This window comes from Streptomyces sp. RerS4 (assembly GCF_023515955.1).
Taxonomy (GTDB): Bacteria; Actinomycetota; Actinomycetes; order Streptomycetales; family Streptomycetaceae; genus Streptomyces.
The window spans coordinates 5,753,273-5,774,039 of sequence record NZ_CP097322.1 but is presented as its reverse complement, the minus strand read 5'-3'; the positions used below and the strand labels follow the sequence as shown (position 1 = coordinate 5,774,039).

Here is a 20,767-nt window from a genome sequence, read left to right as displayed (position 1 = left end):
ATGAGCATTCGAAATCAGCCTTTGAAAATCGGCCAACTGACGACGGCAGGGTTCCGACCCGTTGGTATCGGCGCCGCCGGACCCTGGGCGGTGTCGCCGCGCTCCTCGCCGTGGCCGTCGCCGTGCCCGTCGCTCTCACCCACGGCGACCGCGACGCCTCGTCGGCCGGCGCCAAGCCCGCCACCGAGTCCGACGCGCAGGCGCCGGTAACCGCCGGCGAGGCGCGCCGGCAGGCGAAGGAGAGCGGTCGGGAAGTCGAGGTCACGGCCGAGACGACCCCGCACACGACCACCTGGGCCCAGCCCAATGGCGTGTTCAAGTTGCGGGTGTCGAGCGCGGTGACCAAGGCCAAGGTCGGGGGGCGGTGGAAGGCGATCGACACCACGCTGGAGCGGGTGGAGGGCGGTTTCGCGCCGAAGGCCGTGAACGGGCGGGTGGTGTTCAGCGCCGGTGGCAAGGCTCAGCAGCCTGCCACTGCCGCCGGCGGCGGCGGTGAGCGGGCTTCGCGGGGCGTGTCGCGCGTCGCGTTGGTGCGACCGGCCGTGGCCAAGGCGGACGGGCCGGCTCCGGAGTGGAGTGAGCTCGTACGGCTGAACCTCGACAACCACGACCTGGTCGTGGGCTGGCCGGGCCCGTTGCCCGAGCCGGTGATATCCGGGGCGCGAGCCCTGTACGAGAACGTCCGCCCCGGCATCGACCTCGTGATGACCGCTCAGGACAGCGGCTACACGCACGTGCTGGTCGTCAAGGACAAGCAGGCCGCGGCCGATCCACTGCTCGGGCAGCTGAACTACCGGCTGTCCTCCCCGGACCTGACCTTCCACCTGGACGGCGAATCCCGCTCCGTCAGCGCCCGCGACGCCCAGGGCGTGGAGGTCGCCGGGTCCCCGACCCCCTACATGTGGGACTCGGCCGGCAAGGTGGCGGTGACCGAGGGCGAGAGCGTGCCCGCGCCGGCGCCGGAGGCCAAGGACCACCCCACCCTCGCCCTGCCCGGTCTCAACGGCGCGGAAGGCAACCACGCGAAGGCGGCGGGGGCGGACCTGTCCCCCGAGAACATCCTGACCGTCAAGCCGAACACCCAGCTCCTGAACGACGCCGACACCGTCTACCCCGTCTTCATCGACCCCTCCTTCAAGGGCCACAAGCAGAACTGGACCACCCTCTACAAGACCGAGGGCGGCTCCAGCTTCTGGAACGGGCAGAACTACAACAGCGGCTCCGGCACCCCCGAGGCCCGCGTCGGCTACGAGACGACGACCTACGGCACCTCCCGCGCCGCGTTCATCTTCGACTTCGGCAGCCAGATCCACGGCACCCAGATCCGCTCCGCGAACCTGCGCGCCCTGCAGACCTACTCCTGGGGCTGTGAGGCCAGGGCCTTCGACGTCTACCACACGCCGCTCATCACCAGCTCCAGCACCTGGAACAACACCAACAACGGCACCTTCTGGGGCAAGCGGATCGCCGGCGCCACCACCGGGCACGGTGCCAAGAGCGCCTGCCCCGACGCCTGGGTCGGCATCGACATCAAGTCCACCGTCGAGGAAGGCGCCCGCGGCGCCTGGCAGAACCTGACCCTGGGCCTGCGTTCCCCCAACGAGAGCGACGCGAGCTACTGGAAGAAGTTCCAGGCGAACGGCGAGAGCGCCCCCTACATCGAGGTCGAGTACAACAAGGCCCCCGACGAGCCCACCCTGGCCGGCATGGACACCGTCCCCGGCGGGCTGTGCGTGACCGACGCCCCGTTCAACAAGGTCGGCAAGTCCGACGTCATGTTCGAGGTCCAGGGCCGTGACGGCGACGGCAACCTCAAGCAGGTCCAGTTCAAGGTCTGGCGCACCTCCGACAACACGGTGATCTTCGACCAGTGGATCTGGCCGGACAGCTACGGCGTCGCCCGCACCACCCTCCCCTGGGAGTCGTTCACCGCGAACACCAACTACTCCTGGACCGCCGCGACCAACGACTGGGACGGCTCCACCTCCGCGCCCGGCCCCGCCGGCACCGACAAGCCCTGCACGTTCACCGTCGACCACACGCAGCCCACCGCGCCGACCATCCGCTCCGAGGACTTCCCCGCCCCCGGCCCCGACGGCGCCGAGTGGAGCAAGAACACCCTGGGCCCCGGCAAGATCACCGTCATCGCGGGCGGCACCGACCCGGCCGACATCCGCGAGTTCCAGTGGTCCCTCAACCACCCCGTCTACGACCGGAAGGCCGTCCCCGCCGCGGGCCAGGACACCGTCACCGTCGACGTGAACCCCGACAACGCCGGTCCGAACCTCTTCTACGTCCGCATCGTCAACAAGGCCGGCAACCTCTCCAACCCCTTCGTCTACACCTTCTACGTCCGCCCCCGCCCCGGCCTCGACGGCCCGGGAGACGTCACCGGCGACGGCAAGGCCGACGTCCTCGCCATCGACGCAGCCGGCGACCTGCGCGTCTACCCCGCCGACGCCACCGGCGACGTCGACGCGTGGATGCCCGCCGCCACCGACAACGGCAAACCCGCCCCGGCCGGCTACTTCAAGGACGCGAACGGCCGAAGCGCGCTCATCTCGCACTCCTCCGACTGGTACCCCGGCGACGGCATCACCGACCTCGTCGCCCGCATGCCCGACGGCAAGCTGTACGTCTACCAGGGCGACGGCAACGGCCGCTTCGACATCAGCCGCCGCACCGAGATCCTCCTACCCGCCGGCGCACCCGACCCGGCGACCTTCACCCAGATCGTCGTCGTCCAGGACGTCAACGGCGACAACGCCGAGGAGATCTTCGCCACCGCCGGCGACGCCTTCTGGGTCCTGACCGGCTACAGCGGCGCCACCATCACCGAAGCCCGCAGACTCTCCGCCACCAGCTGGACCTCACGCGACATCGTCAACGTCCGCGACATCACCGGCGACGGGGTCCCCGACCTCCTCTTCCGTGACGACTCCAGCCCCGACCGGGGGCTGGCCCTGCGGCGCGGCAAGCCCGGAGCCAACGGCGGCGTCGACATCAACTCCCTCGCCCTCGCCGTCAACTCCGCCGACGGCAAGGACCTCACCTACGCCACCGCCGGCTGGGACAGCACCACCTGGCCGCTCCTGCGCGGCACACCCGACGTCAACAACGACGGCATCCCCGACATGTACCTGACCCGCAACGACGGCACCCTCCACCTCTACTACGGAGGCCGCAACACCATCGCCAACGGTTGGCGCGTCGAGGAAGACGGCTGGAACACCTTCCGCGCCATCGGCTGACCGAGACCCCTACCCCGACCGTCGAACGCCTGGCCGCACGCACCAACCGGCCAGGCGTTCGCCGTCCACGGCGCGTCCGGAACGACGGAGAAGCCCATCGCGGTCGTGGCCGCCCAGCTGAAGAAGCTCAACCAACCGAGCCTCCGAGCCCCCGCTCAACACCTCGTCTCCGCGGCTTCGTCGTCCGCCACTCCCGTGCTGACGTCCAGCCTGTAGAGGGTGTGGGCGGACGGGCCCGGGGGCGGCTCGTATCCGTACTCCTCCTTCGCCTCCCGCGCCCACACGACCTGGACGGTGACGTCACGCGACCGGCCCTGGCCGGCCGACGAGAAGCACAATCCGGCCACCTCCTCGGGCAGGACCGTCGGGTTCGGCTGTACGGTCCAGCCGCGCTGCTCGGCGGCTTCGCGGTAGCGCCTCATCAGCGTCCTCGGGTCCACGGGCGCCACGTAGAGGCGGCTCGCGCTCAGCCAGGCGTCCCCGCTGTCCTCGACGCACTCGGCCGTTACCCCCTCGAACCCCTTCAGCTCGACGGTCCCCTCGGGGCGCTCCTCCAGGACCGGGTCCCGCTCCAGCCGACTCAGCTCGACCTCCGTCCCCTCGCACGTGGGGAACAGCGACAGCATCGAGCATCCGGTGAGGCATCCCGCCGTGAGCGCGAGCGCCGGCAGTACGCGTAGCCCACGGGCGACGCCCGGGGAAAGCATGTCCATGGCGGGAATTTGATCACCGGCCGGATAACGACGCAACACCCTCGCGGGGGCCGCGGACACGAGACCCGTCCGTCACCCGAAGCGGTGAACCTCCTCTTGTCCGACCGGCGCCCGGGGTAGGGCCCTGCTGATCTCGTGCGGGGGCCGGCGGACAACCGGCCCCGCACCTTGACGAAAGGCCGATCCCGCCGTGACGCAGCCGTTTCGACTGCCGGATTTCTACGTGCCCCATCCGGCACGACTGAACCCCCACCTGGACAGCGCGCGGGCCCACACGAAGCGGTGGGCCCGCGACTTCGGCATGCTGGAGGGTTCCGGCGTGTGGGAGGAGCGCGACCTCGACTCCCACGACTACGCGCTGCTGTGCTCCTACACCCACCCCGACTGCGACAGCGAGGCGTTGTCCCTGGTCACCGACTGGTACGTGTGGGTGTTCTTCTTCGACGACCACTTCCTGGAGACCTACAAGCGCTCGCAGGACCGCCACGGCGCCAAGGCCTACCTCGACCGACTCGGCGCCTTCATGCCGATGGACCTCGCGGACGGGTTCCCCGAGCCCACGAACCCCGTGGAGGCGGGCCTCGCCGACCTGTGGGCGCGCACCGTCCCCGCGATGTCACCGGCCTGGCGGGAACGATTCTCCCTGTCGACGAAGAACCTCCTCGACGAGTCGATGTGGGAACTGGCCAACATCGGCCTCGGGCGGGTGGCGAACCCCCTCGAATACATCGAGATGCGCCGCAAGGTGGGCGGCGCCCCCTGGTCGGCGGGACTGATCGAGTACGTCTCCGCCGAGGTCCCCGCCCGGCTCGCGCACACCCGTCCGCTCGGCGTCCTGCGCGACGCCTTCTCCGACGCCGTGCACCTGCGCAACGACATCTTCTCCTACCGGCGCGAGGTCGCCGACGAGGGCGAACTCTCCAACGCCATCCTGGTGTTGGAGACCTTCCTCGGGTGCACCACCCAGGAGGCCGCCGAGGCCACCAACGACCTGCTGACCTCCCGCCTCCAGCAGTTCGAGCAGACCGCCCTCGTCGAACTCCCCCGGCTCTTCGCCGACCACGCCGCGGACCCGACCGAGATCGCCGCCGTCCTCGCCTACACCAAGGGGCTCCAGGACTGGCAGTCCGGCGGCCACGAATGGCACATGGTCTCCAGCCGCTACATGAACGAGGAGGCCCGCTCCACCGCCCCGCTCACCCTGCCCTTCCTCCCGACGGGCCTGGGCACCACCGCCCTCGACCTGCGGTCCGTGTTCAACCGGCGCTCGCTGGAACTGCGCAACCGCTCCTTCACCCACGTCCCCTTCGAGCGCACCGGACCGTCCGTGATCCCGGACATCCCCATGCCCTTCCCCCTCACCCTCAGCCCCCACCTCGACCACGCCCGCGAGGGCTCCCTCGACTGGGCGCGCCGCATGGGCCTGCTGCACCCCCAGCCCGGCGATCCCGGCTCGGCGATCTGGAACGAGGAGAAGGCGCGCGGCTACGACTTCGCGCTCTGCTCCGCCGGCATCGACCCGGACGCCACCGCCGAGGCGCTGCTGCTCAACGCGTGCTGGCTCACGTGGGGGACGTACGCGGACGACTACTACCCGGTGGTGTTCGGCCGCACCGGGGACGTCGCCGCCGCCAAGGCCACCACGGCCCGGCTCGTGGCGATGGTGCCGGTCGACCACGCCGAACAGCCGCCGCCGGTCACGGCGATGGAACGTTCCCTCGCCGAGTTGTGGGTACGCACCACCTCGGACATGGGCCCGGCCGCGCGGGCCGAGTTCCGGGCCACGGTCCTCGGCATGCTGGAGAGCTGGGTGTGGGAGGTGGAGAACCAGGCCGCCCACCGCATCCCGGACCCGGTGGACTACGCGGAGATGCGCCGCCGCACCTTCGGCTCGTACATGACGATGTACCTGTGCCGGTTCGGCCACGCCGGTCGGGGCATCCCCGACGAGATCTACGCCTCGGGGACCATCCGTTCGCTGGAGAACGCGGCGGCCGACAGCGCCTGCATGGTGAACGACGTCTTCTCGTACCAGAAGGAGGTGGAGTTCGAGGGCGAGGTGCACAACCACGTCGTCGTCACCCGCAACTTCTTCGACATCGACTACCCGCAGGCGCTGCGCATCTGCCACGCGCTGATGACGCAGCGCACCGAGGAGTTCCAGCACATCGTCGCGAACCAACTGCCGTTGCTCTACGACGACTGGCAGCTGGACGCCGACGCCCGCGCCGGACTGGACGCGTACGTCGGCGAACTCCAGGACTGGATGGCGGGGATCCTCAACTGGCACCGGAAGTGCCGCCGTTACCGCGAGGAGGACCTGCGCCGCCCCGGCGACGGCCTGTCGACGGGCGTGTGGGGCTCCGGCTTCGGCATGGCGGCGGCACGGCTCTCCCTGCCCGGGTGAAGCGCCCACACGCCGGAGGCCTACCGCGCGACCGGCCCCGTCCAACCCGCCGGGACGTGGCCGATCCGCACCCGCTGGGGATGGTCGCCGACGGGGACGGAGACCCGCTTCTCGCCGGTGGCGAAGTCGATGGCGGTGACCCGGTCGGCGCCGCTCTCGGAGATCACGCAGGCCGTGCCGGACCCGTCGACGGTGGCCCAGTAGGGCTTGGAGGCGGGGACGAGCGGGCCCTCGGCGAGGGTGGCCCGGTCCACGACGGTGGCGTAGTCGTCCATGGTGCCCGCGACGCAGAGCTTGGAGCCGTCCGGGCTCATGGACATGCCGTGGTGGCGGGAGTCGTTGACCCAGGTGGTGCGGTCGGTGCTGGTGGCGGGGTTCTCGGGGAGGATCTTGAGGCGGGTGATCCGGTCGGTGGCCACGTCGTACTCCAGGAAGCCGTTGAAGAAGGACACCTGGAAGTAGAGCTTCGACTCGTCGGGGCTGAAGGACACCGGCCGGACCGCGTCGGAGAGGTCGGAGCGGCCGAAGGCGTCGAGCCGGGCGCGCATGTCGATCACTCGGACGGTGCGGAAGGTCTGGGTGTCGACCACGGTGATCTTCCGGTCGCCCTTCGTCCAGTCCAGCCAGGAGGCGTCGAGGGCGGAGGTCACCTCGCCGATGGCGCTGTTCCACAGGTAGCGGCCGTCGCGGCTGAAGACGTTCTCGTGCGGCTTGTCACCGGTGCTGAAGGAACCGGTCTGCCGGCCGGTGGCGATGTCGAGGACGTGCACGGTGTTGGCGGTGGACGCCGAGACGGCGACCCGGGTCCCGTCGGGCGACACCGCCATGTGATCGGCGCGGTAACCGGCCACCGGGAAGCGCCAGTTGATGCGGCCCGTACGGATGTCGATCGAGACGACGTCGGCGAAGCTGGGCCGGGAGACCACGACGGCGGAGCCGTCCGGGGTGGTGTACATGTCGTCCACGAACTGGTCGTGGCCCTCGCCGGCGGAGGCCCGGATGCCCAGGAAGAAGCCGAGCTTGACGGGGTTCAGGTAGATCTCGCGCAGCCGCTCGGCCTTGTCGGGCACCACGTCGATGCGCCCGACCCGGGCGAGGTCCCCGCTGGAGGCGAGGACGTCGGCGGTCCCCTCCCAGTTGTTCCCCACGAAGAGCACCTCCCGCAGCCCTTCGGCGGGAGCGGCCTGACCCACCGCCGCCGGAGCGGTGACGGCCAGAAGGGCGACGGCGGCCAAGGCGGACAGGACGCGCGGGATCCGAACCATTGCGGTCAACTCCGGGGAGGGCGGGGGGCGGAGCGGGACGACGTGCGGTTACCGGCCGGTAAAATAGACGGAATGAAGAAAGGCCACAAGCCCCATGGGCGTGTGGCCTTTCACGAAGAGCGACTCCGGACAGCGAATCCCGCCTCAGGCGACCGAGCCTATGCGGCCGACCGCCGTGTGGGACGCGTCGCGATGGATCGGGATGTGGGCGCCGGTCAGGGCGGCGCCGGTGCCGCCGCGGCGGTTCGCGACGATCTCCGCGGCGATGGACAGCGCGGTCTCCTCCGGGGAGCGGGCGCCGAGGTCCAGGCCGATCGGGGAGCGCAGCCGGGCCAGTTCGAGTTCGCTCACGCCGACCTCGCGCAGCCGCTCGTTGCGGTCCTCGTGGGTGCGGCGGGAGCCCATGGCGCCGACGTAGGCGACGGGCAGCCGCAGGGCCAGTTCCAGGAGCGGCACGTCGAACTTGGCGTCGTGGGTGAGCACGCACAGCACGGTCCGGCCGTCCACCTGGGTGGTCTCCAGGTAGCGGTGCGGCCAGTCGACCACGATCTCGTCCGCCTCGGGGAAACGGTTCTTCGTGGCGAAGACGGGCCGGGCGTCACACAGGGTGACGTGGTAGCCGAGGAACTTGCCGATCCGCACCAGGGCGGAGGCGAAGTCGATGGCACCGAAGACGATCATCCGCGGGGGCGGGACGCTGGACTCGACCAGCACCTTCAGCGGCTCTCCGCACAGCCGGCCGTCGGCGCCGATCTCCAGGACGCCGGTCCGCCCGGCGTCCAGCATGGCGCGGGCCTCCTCGGCGATGGTGCGGTCCAGCTCGGGGTGTCCCCCGAAGCCGCCCTCGTACGAGCCGTCGCCCGCCACGACCACGGCGCGGCCCATCAGCTCCGCCGGGCCCTCGGCGACGCGGGCCACGGCGGCCGCCTCGCCCCGGGAGGCGGCGGCCAGGCCCAGGGCGAGCACCTCGCGCTGCGGGGAGCCGACCGGCACCGGGGTGACGAGGATGTCGATGACTCCGCCGCAGGTCAGGCCCACGGCGAAGGCGTCGTCGTCGCTGTAGCCGAACCGCTCCTGGACGGTCTCGCCGTCCTCCAGCGCCTGTCGGCACAGGTCGTACACCGCGCCCTCCACGCATCCGCCGGACACCGAGCCGATGGCCGTGCCCTCGCCGTCCACGGCGAGTGCGGCTCCGGGTTGCCGGGGCGCGCTCCCGCCCACCGCCACGACGGTGGCGACGGCGAAGTCACGTCCCTGCTCGACCCACCGGTACAGCTCGTCGGCGATGTCCAGCATGTGCGGCCTCCTCGGAGGGGTTCGGATTCCAGTATCGGATACGTGGGGGGTGCGGGTCGTACGGTGATCAACGCGCTCCGGGTCAGCCGACCCCGAGCCAGCCCTCGATCGGGTGGAGGGCGAAGAAGACCAGGAAGATCCCGGTCAGCGCCCACATGAAGCCGCCGATCTCACGGGCCTTGCCCTGAGCGATCTTGATGGCGACGTAGGAGATGACTCCCGCGGCGACACCGGCGGTGATCGAGTAGGTGAACGGCATGATCACGACGGTCAGGAAGACCGGGATCGCGGTGGAGCTGTCGGCCCAGTCCACGTGGCGGGCGTTCTGCATCATCATCGCGCCGATGACCACCAGGGCAGCGGAGGCGACCTCACCCGGGACGATCTGCGTGATCGGGGTGAAGAAGAGGCACGCGGCGAAGAACAGGCCGGTGACCACGGAGGCGAGGCCCGTGCGGGCGCCCTCGCCGACGCCGGTCGCGGACTCGACGAAGACGGTCTGGCCGGAGCCGCCCGCGACGCCACCGATGGCGCCACCGGCGCCGTCGATGAACAGGGCCTTGGACAGGCCCGGCATGCGGCCCTTGTCGTCGGCGAGCTTGGCCTCGGTGCCGACGCCGATGATGGTGGCCATCGCGTCGAAGAAGCCGGCGAGCACCAGCGTGAAGACGATCATGCCGACGGTCATGTAGCCGACGTCGCCCCAGCCGCCGAAGGAGACGTCGCCGAAGAGCGAGAAGTCCGGCATGGAGATCGCGGAGCCGTCGAGCTCCGGCGCGCCGTTCTTCCAGGCCTTCGGGTCGATGTCCACGATGGCGTTCAGGATGGCGGCGAGGACGGTGCCACCGACGATGCCGATCAGAATGGCGCCGGGCACCTTGCGGGCCTGGAGCATGAAGATGGCGATCAGGGTGACGGCGAAGAGCAGGACGGGCCAGCCGGAGAGCTCACCGGTGGCGCCGAGCTGGACGGGGGGCATGAACTCCCCGCCGTTGCCGACGAAGCCGGCCTTCACGAAGCCGATGAGGGCGACGAAGAGGCCGATGCCCATGGTGATGGCGTGCTTGAGCGCGAGGGGGATCGCGTTCATGATCATCTCGCGGAGGCCGGTGACGACCAGGAGACAGATCACGACGCCGTAGACCACGCACATGCCCATGGCCTGCGGCCAGGTCATCTGCGGGGCCACCTGCGAGGCGAGCACACCGGACACGGACAGGCCGGCGGCCAGGGCCAGCGGCACCTTGCCGACGAAGCCCATGAGGAGCGTCGTCACGGCGGCGGCGAACGCCGTGGCGGTGATGATCGCCGAGCCGTCCATCACGGTGCCGGCGACGTCCTTGCCCGAGAGGAGCAGGGGGTTGAGCAGGAGGATGTACGCCATGGCCATGAAGGTCGTGATACCGCCACGGACCTCGTTGCCGACGTTGGAGCCTCTGTGCGTTATGTGAAAGTACCTATCGAGCCAAGATCGCCCGGCGGGGTTCAGAGAACCGTCGCCGGCCTCCTCCGCGGTGGTCTTGGGCTCTACAGACGACTGGGTCATGGTGCCTAACTCCCAAGGTTCAAAGGGGCACCCGCAAAAAGATTGGAGACGCGGGATTTGGGAAACTGCGTTGGCTGCACGACCCGGGGTGACGGCCCGAGGCGACGCGAAATGTGCTGCGTGTACTGCGGGTAGTGCGGGGGTGACCGCTGGTACTACATGGGGGGTTGCGCAGGGGTTCTGCGAGGGACGAGGACCGCGAGCGGTGCGGTACTTCGTGCTCCGGGCGGTGCGACTGGAAGTGTGACGTTCCCGTGTCACACCGCCCGGAAATCTGGGGGGGGTTGTGCCGGCCCGGTGTCCGGGGGCCTCTCGGCCCCCGGACACCGCGTCCTAGAGGGTCCCGGTCAGGGCTTCCGGACGGATCGGCGTCTTGTTGAGCTCCAGACCCGTCGCCTGCCGGATCGCCGCGAGGACGGCCGGGGTGGACGAGAGGGTCGGGGCCTCGCCGAGACCGCGCAGGCCGTACGGCGCGTTCGGGTCGGCGAGTTCCAGGACGTCGACCGGGATGGTCGGGGTGTCGAGGATCGTCGGGATCAGGTAGTCCGTGAAGGAGGGGTTGCGCACCTTCGCGGTCTTCGGGTCCACGATGATCTCCTCCATGACCGCCACGCCGAGGCCCTGGGTGGTACCCCCCTGGATCTGGCCGACCACGGAGAGCATGTTCAGGGCCTTGCCGACGTCCTGGGCGGTCGCCAGCTCGACGACCTTGACGAGGCCGAGCTCGGTGTCCACCTCGACGACCGCGCGGTGCGCGGCGAAGGTGTACTGGACGTGGCCGTCGCCCTGGCCGGTGACCAGGTCGAACGCGACGGTCGGCCGGTGCCGGAACTCCAGCTCCAGGTCGATCGCGTCCTCGCCCTCCAGGATGTCGGCGATGTCCGCGAGGACCTCGCCGCCGTCGGTGACGACCTTGCCGCCTTCGAGGAGCAGCTCGGCGGTGGCCCACGCCGGGTGGTAGGAGCCGTTCTTGCGGCGGCCGATCTCCAGGACGGCCTCGCGGACGGCCTCACAGGTGTTCTTCACGGCGCCACCGGTCATGTACGTCTGCCGCGAGGCGGACGTGGAACCGGCGGAGCCGACCTGCGTGTCGGCGGGGTGGATCGTCACCTGCGTGACGCCCAGCTCCGTACGGGCGATCTGCGCGTGGACGGTGACACCGCCCTGGCCGACCTCCGCCATGGCCGTGTGGACCATCGCGACGGGCTCGCCGTTGATGACCTCCAGGCGCACGCGGGCGGTGGAGTAGTCGTCGAAGCCCTCGGAGAAGCCGACGTTCTTGATGCCGACCGCGTAGCCGACGCCGCGCACGACGCCCTCGCCGTGGGTGGTGTTGGACAGGCCGCCCGGCAGCGCGCGGACGTCCGCACCCTCGCCGGCGCTCTCCCACTGGCGCTCCGGCGGCAGCGGGCGGGCCTTGACCCGGCGCAGCAGCTCGGCGACCGGGGCCGGGGAGTCCACGACCTGGCCGGTGGGCATGATCGTGCCCATCTCCATGGCGTTGAGCTGGCGGAACTCGACCGGGTCCATGCCCAGCTTCGCCGCGAGCTTGTCCATCTGGGCCTCGTACGCGAAGCAGGCCTGGACGGCGCCGAAGCCGCGCATCGCGCCGCAGGGCGGGTTGTTCGTGTAGAGCGCGATCGCCTCGATGTCGACGTCGTCGATGACGTACGGGCCCACCGAGAGGGAGGACGCGTTGCCGACGACGGCCGGGGAGGCGGAGGCGTAGGCGCCGCCGTCCAGCACGATCCTGCACTTCATGTGCGTGATCTTGCCGTCCTTGGTGGCGCCGTGCTCGTAGTACAGCTTGGCCGGGTGACGGTGCACGTGGCCGAAGAAGGACTCGAAGCGGTTGTAGACCATCTTGACCGGCTTGTTGGTCGCGAGGGCCAGCAGGCAGGCGTGGATCTGCATCGAGATGTCCTCGCGACCGCCGAAGGCACCGCCGACGCCGGAGAGCGTCATGCGCACCTTCTCCTCGGGCAGGCCGAGGACGGGGGCGATCTGCTTGAGGTCCGAGTGCAGCCACTGGGTGGCGACGTAGAGGTCGACGCCGCCGTCCTCGGAGGGTACGGCGAGACCGGACTCCGGGCCGAGGAAGGCCTGGTCCTGCATGCCGAAGGTGTACTCGCCCTCGACGATGACGTCGGCGCGCTTGCGGGCCTCTTCCACGTTGCCGCGGATGATCGGCTGGCGGTGCACGATGTTCGGGTGCGGGACGTGACCGGAGTGGTGGTCGTCGCGACCCTCGTGGATCAGCGGCGCGTCGGCGGCGAGGGCGGAGGCCTCGTCCGTGACGAGCGGCAGCTCCTTGTAGTCGATCTTGATTTTGGCGGCCGCGCGGCGGGCGGTCTCCGGGTGGTCGGCGGCGACCAGGGCCACCGGCTCGCCGTGGTGGCGTACGCGGCCGTTGGCGAGGACGGGGGTGTCCTGGATCTCCAGGCCGTAGTTCTTCATCTCGGCCGGCAGGTCCGCGTAGGTGAGCACGGAGTACACGCCGGGCATGGCCAGCGCCTCGGAGATGTCGATGGAGGCGATCTCGGCGTGGGCGACGGTGCTGCGCAGGGTCTGGCCCCAGAGCATGTCCTCGTGCCACATGTCCGAGGAGTACGCGAACTCACCGGTGACCTTGAGGGTGCCGTCCGGGCGGAGCGTGGACTCGCCGATACCGCCCTTGTTGTGCTTCTGGGTGACGTTCGTCGGCGTACCGGAGGGCACGGTGCGAGTGTTGGCCATGATCAGACAGCCTCTCCCTGACGGGCGGCCGCGAGGCGGACCGCGTCGAGGATCTTCTCGTAGCCCGTGCAGCGGCAGAGGTTGCCGGACAGGGCCTCACGGATGTCCTGGTCGGACGGGTCGGAGTTGGTCTCCAGGAGCGCGTCGGCCTGGACCAGCAGACCCGGGGTGCAGAAACCGCACTGCACGGCGCCGGCGTCGATGAACGCCTGCTGGATGTTCGAGAGCTCCACGCCCTCGCCGGTCTGGGAGTCGGTGCCCTTGGCGGACCACTGCTTGGCCTCGTCCGTGGACACGCCCTGGGTGCCGCAGCCGCCGCCGGTGCCGCAGGCACCGCCGTGGCCGTGGGCCTCGCGCTGCTTGGCGAAGTCCGCCAGGCCCTCGACGGTCACGACGTCGCGACCCTCGACCTGACCGGCCGCGACCAGACAGGAGCAGACCGGCACGCCGTCGAGGCGGACGGTGCAGGAACCGCACTCGCCCTGCTCGCAGGCGTTCTTCGAGCCCGGCAGGCCCAGACGCTCACGCAGCACGTAGAGGAGGGACTCGCCCTCCCACACGTCGTCGGCTTCCTGCTGACGACCGTTGACAGTGAAATTGACGCGCATGGTTACGCAGCCCCTTCAAGCGAGCGGCCGTTGCTGCCGCGGTACTGCTCCCACGTCCAGACCAGCTGGCGGCGAGCCAGGATGCCAACCGCGTGCCGGCGGTACTTCGCCGTGCCGCGGACGTCGTCGATCGGGTTGCACGCGCCGGAGGCGAGCTCACCGAACTGCTTGGCGATCGACGGGGTGATGACCTTGCCGGACTCCCAGAAACCGCCCTCTTCGAGCGCGGCGTTCAGGAACTCCTCGGCGGCCTTCGCCCGAATGGGCGTCGGAGCGGCCGAGGCGATGCCGGTACGCACCGTGCGGGTGTCGGTGTGCAGCGCGAGACCGAAGCCGCAGACGGCGATGACCATCGCGTTGCGGGTGCCGACCTTGGAGTACTGCTGCGGGCCGGTTGCGTTCTTGATGTGGATCGTCTTGATGAGCTCGTCGGCGGCGAGCGCGTTGCGCTTGACGCCGGTGTAGAACTCGTCGATCGGGATCATGCGCGAACCGCGTACCGACTCGACCTCGACCTGACAGTCGGCGGCGAGCAGGGCGGGGTGGGAGTCACCGGCGGGCGAGGCGCAACCGAGGTTGCCGCCGACACCGCCGCGGTTGCGGATCTGCGGGGACGCGACCGTGTGCGAGGCGAGCGCGAGACCCGGCAGCGTACCGCGCAGGTTCTCCATGATCTGGGTGTACGGGACGGAGGCGCCGAGCTTGGTGACCTCCTCGCCTACCTCCCACTCCCGCAGCAGTCCGATGCGGTTGAGGTCAAGGAGGTACTCCGGACGGCGGTGGTCGAAGTTGATCTCGACCATGATGTCGGTGCCACCCGCAATCGGCACAGCTGTGGGGTACTCGGCCTTTGCGGCGAGTGCCTCCTCCCAGCTGGCGGGGCGAAGGAAGTCCATGTCGGCTCTCTTCTTCTTAATCGGGTCGTTCACTTCAAGCCAGGAGGCCGAAGGGCCCTCGACTGGTCGTTCACGTGCTGTTAACGCGGTGTGGAGCCAGTACACAAGCCGGGCGTCCCCCGGGTGCAGTCACCGAAACCATGAAGGAGTTGGCTGACGGCCTCCCTCGTCTTGTAGATTCGTATGAAAGGCAGGATGCGACGACCTGCCCGATTTCCAACGGCAACAAACGAGACAGATCGGCGGCGACATCATGCGGCTGCGCGCACTGCTGGAAACCGAGGCGCTGGGGCTGCGGCTGCTGGGCGGCGAGGAAGAACTCGACCGGACGGTCCGCGGGGTCATGACGACCGACCTGAGGGATCCCAGCCGATACCTCTCCGGAGGAGAACTCGTCCTCACCGGCCTGGCCTGGCGAAGAAATTCAGCCGACTCCGAGCCGTTCGTACGAATCCTCGCGAGCGCGGGAGTCGCCGGCCTCGCGGCCGGCGAGGCGGAGCTCGGCGACATCCCCGACGATCTGGTTTCGGCCTGTCTGCGCAACCGGCTGCCGCTGTTCGCCGTGAACGAGAACGTTGCATTCGCCACCATCACGGAGTACGTGGTGCGGCAGGTCTCGGGGGAGCGCGCGGGCGACCTCGCGGCCGTCGTGGACCGCCACCGCCGGCTGATGACGTCGGGCCCCGCGGGCGGCGGACCCGACGTGGTGCTGGATCTGCTCACCACGGACCTCGATCTACGGGCCTGGGTGCTCTCGCCCACCGGCCGGCAGATCGCCGGCGCGGGCGAGCCGCTGGCCCCGGGCGTCTGCGCGGCGCTGGCGAGCGAACACCTCGCGGCGGTCCGGACCGGCCGCAGGGGCCCGCACCGGATGTCCATCCAGGGTAGTACCTACTCCCTGTTCCCGATCAGGGGACACGGCCGGGGTCCGGGCCCCGCCGCGCGCGACGTGCGCGAGACGGTGCTCTCGGACTGGCTGCTGGCCGTCGAGGCCGACGCGGGCGACTGGCCCGCCGAGCGCCTGGACCTGCTCCAGGGCGTCACCCAGCTGATCGCCGTCGAGCGCGACCGCCGCGACGCCGCCCGCACGGTGCGCCGCCGGCTCGCGCAGGAGGTGCTGGAGCTGGTCCAGACGGGCGCCGCGCCCGCCGAGATCGCGGCCCGCCTGCGGGTGGCGGCCCCGGTGCTGCTGCCGGGCCTGGGCGGCGCCCCGCACTGGCAGGTCGTCGTGGCGCGGGTGGACTGGGAGGGCGGGGACATCCCCGGCGGCCCGGTGGCCCAGTCGCTGCTGGAGGAGATCCTCGTCGACCCGTCGATGGCCGGCCCGGAGCCCTCCGACCGGATCGCCGTCGCCCACGCGGGTGACGAGGCGATCGCCCTCGTCCCGCTGCCCGCCCTGGCGGGGGAGGCCGGCGAGGACAAGGGCCCGGACTCCGCGCTGCACGCCGACGCGCTGCTGGCGGCCGTACGGGAGCCCCTGGCGGCCGGTCTGGACGGCGACGGGCGCCTCACGCTCGGCGTCAGCGCGGCCGTGCACTCCGCCGAGGGGCTGCGCGGGGCGCTGGAGGAGGCCCGGCACGCCCGCCGGGTGGCCGCCGCCCGTCCGGGCCGGGTCTGCGCCGCCGGCCACCACGAGCTGGCCTCGCACGTGCTGCTGCTGCCGTTCGTGCCGGACGACGTGCGCCGCGCCTTCACCGCCCGGCTGCTCGACCCGCTGCGCGACTACGACCGGCGCCACCGCGCGGAGCTCATCCCGACCCTGGAGGCGTTCCTGGACTGCGACGGTTCCTGGACCCGCTGCGCGACCCGCCTGCACCTGCACGTCAACACACTGCGTTACCGGGTCGGGCGAATCGAGCAGCTGACGGGGCGGGACCTTTCCCGCCTGGAGGACAAGCTCGACTTCTTCCTCGCCCTGCGCATGAGCTGACCGAATCCCGTCCAAGGGGTCGGCCCAGGCCGGCTGACGAGCCGTCCGGACTTTGTGAAAGAGTTCACCCGACCCCTTGGCCGATGCGACCGATCCGTGCTCTCATTTCGCCCCAAGGGCTCAACGACGTGCTGCTTGGTTGCTTCGGGGAGGGCAATGTGGCGGATACCGCCATGTCCGGTGCGGGATCGACGGGGGGCGACGACCCTCTCCAGCGGGCGATATGGCGGCTGCGTTCGCGCGGCTGTTGGACGGACGCGGCGGCCCTGCTGACGCCGCACGCGCACGACGCCGGGGCCGCCACGCAGCGCACGGCGCTGCTGGTGGAGCGGTGCCTGTTCACCGGCCAGGGCTGGAGCGAGGCGGAGGACGCGCTCCGGGTGGCCGAGGCCGTGGCCCGGGACGACGACGAGCGGGGCGCGGCGGCCTGCGAGCGGGGCCAGTTGGCGTACGCGGCCACCGTGCTCGGCGTACGCGACCGGGCCGACGAGGCCCGCTCCGCGCTCGGCCGGGCGGCGGCGCTGCTGTCACCGGGGTCGCGCACGCGCCCGCTGCTGGACTTCCGCCGGGGGCTGGTCGCCGAGCACCTGGCGGACGCCCCGGAGGCGGCCCGGCCCGCCTACCACCGGGCCCATGCCGGGGCCCAGACCCACGGGGACACCCTGCTGCTGTCGTTCACCTGGCGCCACCTGGCCGCGCTGGCCCTGCGCGACGGGGAGGTCGCCGAGGCCCGCAAGGGTTTCGTGGAGTCCCTGCGCATCCGCGAGGAGCTGGGCTTCCTGGTGGGTACGGCGCCCGCGCTGGCGGCGCTGGCGGAGGCCGAGCCGGAGCCGGAGGCGGCCCGGCTGCGGGCGGAGGCCCGCCGGCTGTTCCACCTCCTGGGCGGCATCCCGACCTGGCTGGCGGACCAACTGAGCCCGACGCCGGCCTGAGGGGCGCGCGAGCGGGGCCGGGGCGGCGTGGTCGGACGACCGGCCGGGCGACCGGCGTCGGCGGACGCGGCGCGGCGCGAGCCCGGCGCGGCGCGAGCCCGGCGCGGCGCGAGCCCGGCGCGGCGCGAGCCCGGCGCGGCGCGAGCCCGGCGCGGCGCGAGCCCGGCGCGGCGCGAGCCCGGCGCGGGCCCGGCGCGGGCGCGGCATCCGCGGGCCGCGCGGGCCGGCTCAGGCCGGGGAGCCCGCGAAGTGTTCGCGGACGAGGGACTCCACCACCGGGAGGTCCCCGGCGATCAGGGCCTCCAGGAGGGCCGTGTGCTCCGCCGCGTCGGCCACGAGGTCGGCGCGGCGCGTCCGAGGGGCGCCGGGCAGGGGCCACTGGGCGCGGCGGTGGAGCTCCTCGGCGATCCGCACGAGCTCGGCGTTGTCGGCGAGGGAGAGCACCGCGCGGTGGAAGGCCCGGTCCGCGTCCCCGTAGCCGGGCAGGTCGCCGGCGGCGGCCGCCTCGGCCGTGGCACGGGCGGCCGGGCGCAGGGACTCCCAGGTCGCGGCGGGGACGGTGCGGGCCAGGCGGAGCATCACCGGCACCTCCAACAGGGCCCGCACCTCGGCCAGTTCGGCCAAGGACCGGGGCGTGCGGGCAAGGACGCGAAAGCCCCGGTTGGGCAGGCATTCCACGGCGCCTTCGAGCGCGAGTTGCTGCATCGCCTCGCGCACGGGGGTCGCGGAGACCCCGAAGCGTTCCCCGAGGGCCGGGCCGGAGTAGATCTCGCCGGGGACCAGATCGCCGTCGACGAGGGCGGCGCGCAGGGCGTCGAGGATCTGGCCGCGCACCGAATGGCGCAGCACTTTCTGCGCGGGCATCGCGGGTATCAGGGGCGTTTCGGACACCCGGGGCTGGGCCGCTTCGCGCACTCGGTCCTCCTCCAGGTGTCGAGCCGGTTCGAGAATAGGCGACGACGGCCGGAACGCGGGGGTACGCACCACTTCCGGATCGGGTAAGGTAAGCCTAACCTTCTGATGATCGTGGATACGGTGGTCCGTCATGACCGGCTCGGCTGTCGACGCCCCGCGCCCCTGCGCCCCCGCACCCGCCCCGGCCGGCTCTCCGGTGGCGGACGCGTACGGGCGCCTGACGGCCGCCTACCCCGGTCTGCGGATCGTGGAGCGCGACGCGCGCGAACCCCTCCCTCGCGGTGTGGGATGGGTCGGCGCGGACGAACTCGCGGCGGGCGGGGAGGCCCTGGAGGCCTTCCTCGCCTGGGACGAGGCCCAGGTGCTCCGGGACCACGGGCGCCGGGGTCGCCCCGACGTGGTGGCCGGCTTCGGCCTGCACCGCTACGCCTGGCCGGCCTGCCTGCTGATCACCGTCCCGTGGTTCCTGGGGCGCCGGGTGCCCGACCTGCCGGTGGACCGGGTGGCGTTCCACCGGACCCGGGGATTGATGTCCGTACGCGTCGAGGAGTTCGCCTGCCTGCCCGACGACCCGGCGGCCGGCCTGCCCGGCGCCCGGGTGGTGCCCGACGAGGAGGCCCTGCGGGAGGAGGTGCGGGCAGCGGTGTCCCGGCACCTCGAACCGCTGCTGAAAGGATTCGGCCCGCGCATGCGACGCGGGCGCCGCGCCCTGTGGTCGATGGCCACCGACGAGGTCGTCGAAGGGCTCTGGTACCTCGGCGGGCTGCTCGGCGAGGAGACGCGGGCGATGCGCGAGCTGGAATCGCTGCTGCCCGGCACGACCGCCCCGTACACGGGCGGCGCGGACTTCCGCACCCTGCGCGCCCCGGACGGCGCCGCGCTCACGACCCGGGACCGGGCCGGCTGCTGCCTCTTCTACACGATCCGCCCCCGGGACACCTGCACGACGTGCCCACGCACCTGCGACGCGGAACGGATCGCCCGCCTCACGGCGCCGGCCGCCGCCGACTGAAGCCACCCACAGGGGTGAACCTGAATCGAACGCAACTCGATTCACCCGAGCGGTAGTTCGAGCCACAACACCCTATCCGACGGGACGCACCCCCCGAAGGCGTCCACTTGACCCGAAACCCGCGTACACCACGGACCTGCTGCGCCACTATGGCGCCCGGAAAGCCGCATACGCGAGGCAAGGGACAACCGCATGAGACTGACCGACATATCGCTGGACTGGCTGCTGCCCGGCAGCCTGTTGATCCTGGGCGTACTTGCGGCAGTGGCGGTGCTGGCCCGGGGCAAGCGGGAAGGCGAGAAGGCCGCGGCCGACGACAGCTGGGAACGCAGCGAGGAACGCCGACGGCGCAAGGAAGCCGTCTACGGAACCGCCTCCTACGTCCTGCTCTTCTGCTGCGCGGCGGTGGCCGCCGCGCTCTCGTTCCACGGGCTGGTCGGCTTCGGCCGGCAGAACCTGAACCTCTCCGGGGGCTGGGAGTACCTCGTCCCCTTCGGTCTCGACGGCGCCGCCATGTTCTGCTCGGTGCTCGCCGTACGGGAAGCCAGCCACGGCGACGCGGCCCTCGGATCGCGCCTGCTGGTCTGGCTGTTCGCGGGCGCGGCCGCGTGGTTCAACTGGGTGCACGCGCCCCGGGGCCTCGGCCACGACGGCGCCCCGCAGTTCTTCGCCGGGATGTCGCTCTCGGCGGCCGTCCTCTTCGACCGGGCCCTCAAGCAGACCCGCCGGGCGGCGCTGCGCGAACAGGGCCTGATCCCGAGGCCGTTGCCGCAGATCCGGATGGTCCGCTGGCTGCGGGCCCCCCGGGAGACCTTCGGCGCCTGGTCCCTCATGCTGCTGGAAGGGGTACGCACCCTGGACGAGGCCGTGGACGAGGTGCGCGAGGACAAGAAGGAGCGGGAGCAGGATCGCCACCGCAGGCGGGAGCAACACCGCCTGGATCGCGCCCACATCAAGGCGCTGGGCCGGCAGAACAGGGCGTTCGGACGGGCCCGCGCCCGTCAGGTCGACGTGCCGGGGCTGGCACCTGGTTCGGGCTCCGCGCCGGTCGGCGCGGAGCCGGCCATATCGGAAGCGGGACAGCTGCCGCTACGCCGAAGGCCATCACTTCAGGCCGTGAACGCGATTGAAGCCGCCGACCCGTCCGGCCCCCGGACGGTGGACCTCACCGCCGAGGACGACACGCAGACCATCCCCCGACTCGACTCCCTGGAGCGCAAACTGAAGGATCTGGAGCAGCAGTTCGGATAGCCGACACAG

General features: G+C 71.3%; 14 protein-coding genes. 6 read left to right on the top strand and 8 right to left on the bottom strand.

Annotated elements, in window-relative coordinates; genetic code table 11:
* Window positions 1-110 precede the first annotated feature (110 nt).
* Window positions 111-3,251 (top strand): DNRLRE domain-containing protein, encoded by a 3,141-nt coding sequence (locus tag M4D82_RS26630; RefSeq protein WP_249768466.1) that lies wholly within the window; start codon window positions 111-113, stop codon window positions 3,249-3,251.
* A 155-nt stretch (window positions 3,252-3,406) separates the two neighbouring features.
* On the opposite strand, the gene M4D82_RS34140 is transcribed toward M4D82_RS26630, so the two are convergent.
* Window positions 3,407-3,964, bottom strand: a complete 558-nt coding sequence (locus M4D82_RS34140) for a hypothetical protein (RefSeq protein ID WP_283844515.1) — start codon at window positions 3,962-3,964, stop codon at window positions 3,407-3,409.
* A 190-nt stretch (window positions 3,965-4,154) separates the two neighbouring features.
* On the opposite strand from M4D82_RS34140, the gene M4D82_RS26620 reads away from it, so the two are divergent.
* Complete coding sequence (locus M4D82_RS26620) at window positions 4,155-6,371, top strand: terpene synthase family protein (RefSeq protein ID WP_249768464.1); 2,217 nt, start codon at window positions 4,155-4,157, stop codon at window positions 6,369-6,371.
* A gap of 20 nt (window positions 6,372-6,391) precedes the next feature.
* Here M4D82_RS26620 and M4D82_RS26615 read toward each other — a convergent pair whose 3' ends face one another.
* The 6 genes from M4D82_RS26615 to M4D82_RS26590 all read right to left on the bottom strand — a co-directional run bounded on the left by M4D82_RS26615 (window position 6,392) and on the right by M4D82_RS26590 (window position 14,718).
* Entirely contained in the window at window positions 6,392-7,636 is a 1,245-nt protein-coding gene (locus M4D82_RS26615) for a YncE family protein (protein ID WP_249768463.1), read from the bottom strand.
* A gap of 144 nt (window positions 7,637-7,780) precedes the next feature.
* Window positions 7,781-8,932, bottom strand: a complete 1,152-nt coding sequence (locus tag M4D82_RS26610; protein WP_249768462.1) for an XdhC family protein — start codon at window positions 8,930-8,932, stop codon at window positions 7,781-7,783.
* Window positions 8,933-9,014: 82 nt separating this feature from the next.
* On the bottom strand, window positions 9,015-10,478 hold the full coding sequence (locus M4D82_RS26605; RefSeq protein WP_249768461.1) for an NCS2 family permease: 1,464 nt from the start codon (window positions 10,476-10,478) through the stop codon (window positions 9,015-9,017).
* A gap of 333 nt (window positions 10,479-10,811) precedes the next feature.
* Complete coding sequence (locus M4D82_RS26600; protein ID WP_249768460.1) at window positions 10,812-13,214, bottom strand: xanthine dehydrogenase family protein molybdopterin-binding subunit; 2,403 nt, start codon at window positions 13,212-13,214, stop codon at window positions 10,812-10,814.
* A gap of 2 nt (window positions 13,215-13,216) precedes the next feature.
* Window positions 13,217-13,822: a (2Fe-2S)-binding protein gene (locus M4D82_RS26595; protein ID WP_249768458.1), complete on the bottom strand. Its 606-nt coding sequence runs from the start codon at window positions 13,820-13,822 to the stop codon at window positions 13,217-13,219.
* A gap of 2 nt (window positions 13,823-13,824) precedes the next feature.
* Window positions 13,825-14,718: an FAD binding domain-containing protein gene (locus tag M4D82_RS26590; protein ID WP_249768456.1), complete on the bottom strand. Its 894-nt coding sequence runs from the start codon at window positions 14,716-14,718 to the stop codon at window positions 13,825-13,827.
* 253 nt (window positions 14,719-14,971) lie between these two features.
* On the opposite strand from M4D82_RS26590, the gene M4D82_RS26585 reads away from it, so the two are divergent.
* Together M4D82_RS26585 and M4D82_RS26580 are read left to right on the top strand one after the other, a co-directional pair.
* Complete coding sequence (locus M4D82_RS26585) at window positions 14,972-16,648, top strand: PucR family transcriptional regulator (RefSeq protein ID WP_249768455.1); 1,677 nt, start codon at window positions 14,972-14,974, stop codon at window positions 16,646-16,648.
* A 173-nt stretch (window positions 16,649-16,821) separates the two neighbouring features.
* Window positions 16,822-17,580 carry a hypothetical protein gene (locus M4D82_RS26580; RefSeq protein WP_249772181.1) on the top strand — a complete coding sequence of 253 codons (759 nt, stop codon included), beginning with the start codon at window positions 16,822-16,824 and terminating at the stop codon, window positions 17,578-17,580.
* Between the two features lie 228 nt (window positions 17,581-17,808).
* Here M4D82_RS26580 and M4D82_RS26575 read toward each other — a convergent pair whose 3' ends face one another.
* Complete coding sequence (locus tag M4D82_RS26575) at window positions 17,809-18,444, bottom strand: GntR family transcriptional regulator (RefSeq protein WP_349637095.1); 636 nt, start codon at window positions 18,442-18,444, stop codon at window positions 17,809-17,811.
* Window positions 18,445-18,625: 181 nt separating this feature from the next.
* Here M4D82_RS26575 and M4D82_RS26570 point away from each other — a divergent pair, with 181 nt between their 5' ends.
* Together M4D82_RS26570 and M4D82_RS26565 are read left to right on the top strand one after the other, a co-directional pair.
* The gene (locus M4D82_RS26570) at window positions 18,626-19,507 is read left to right on the top strand and encodes a (2Fe-2S)-binding protein (protein ID WP_249768454.1); all 882 of its coding nucleotides are present in this window, start codon (window positions 18,626-18,628) and stop codon (window positions 19,505-19,507) included.
* A gap of 192 nt (window positions 19,508-19,699) precedes the next feature.
* On the top strand, window positions 19,700-20,758 hold the full coding sequence (locus M4D82_RS26565; protein ID WP_249768453.1) for a DUF2637 domain-containing protein: 1,059 nt from the start codon (window positions 19,700-19,702) through the stop codon (window positions 20,756-20,758).
* Window positions 20,759-20,767: the final 9 nt, after the last annotated feature.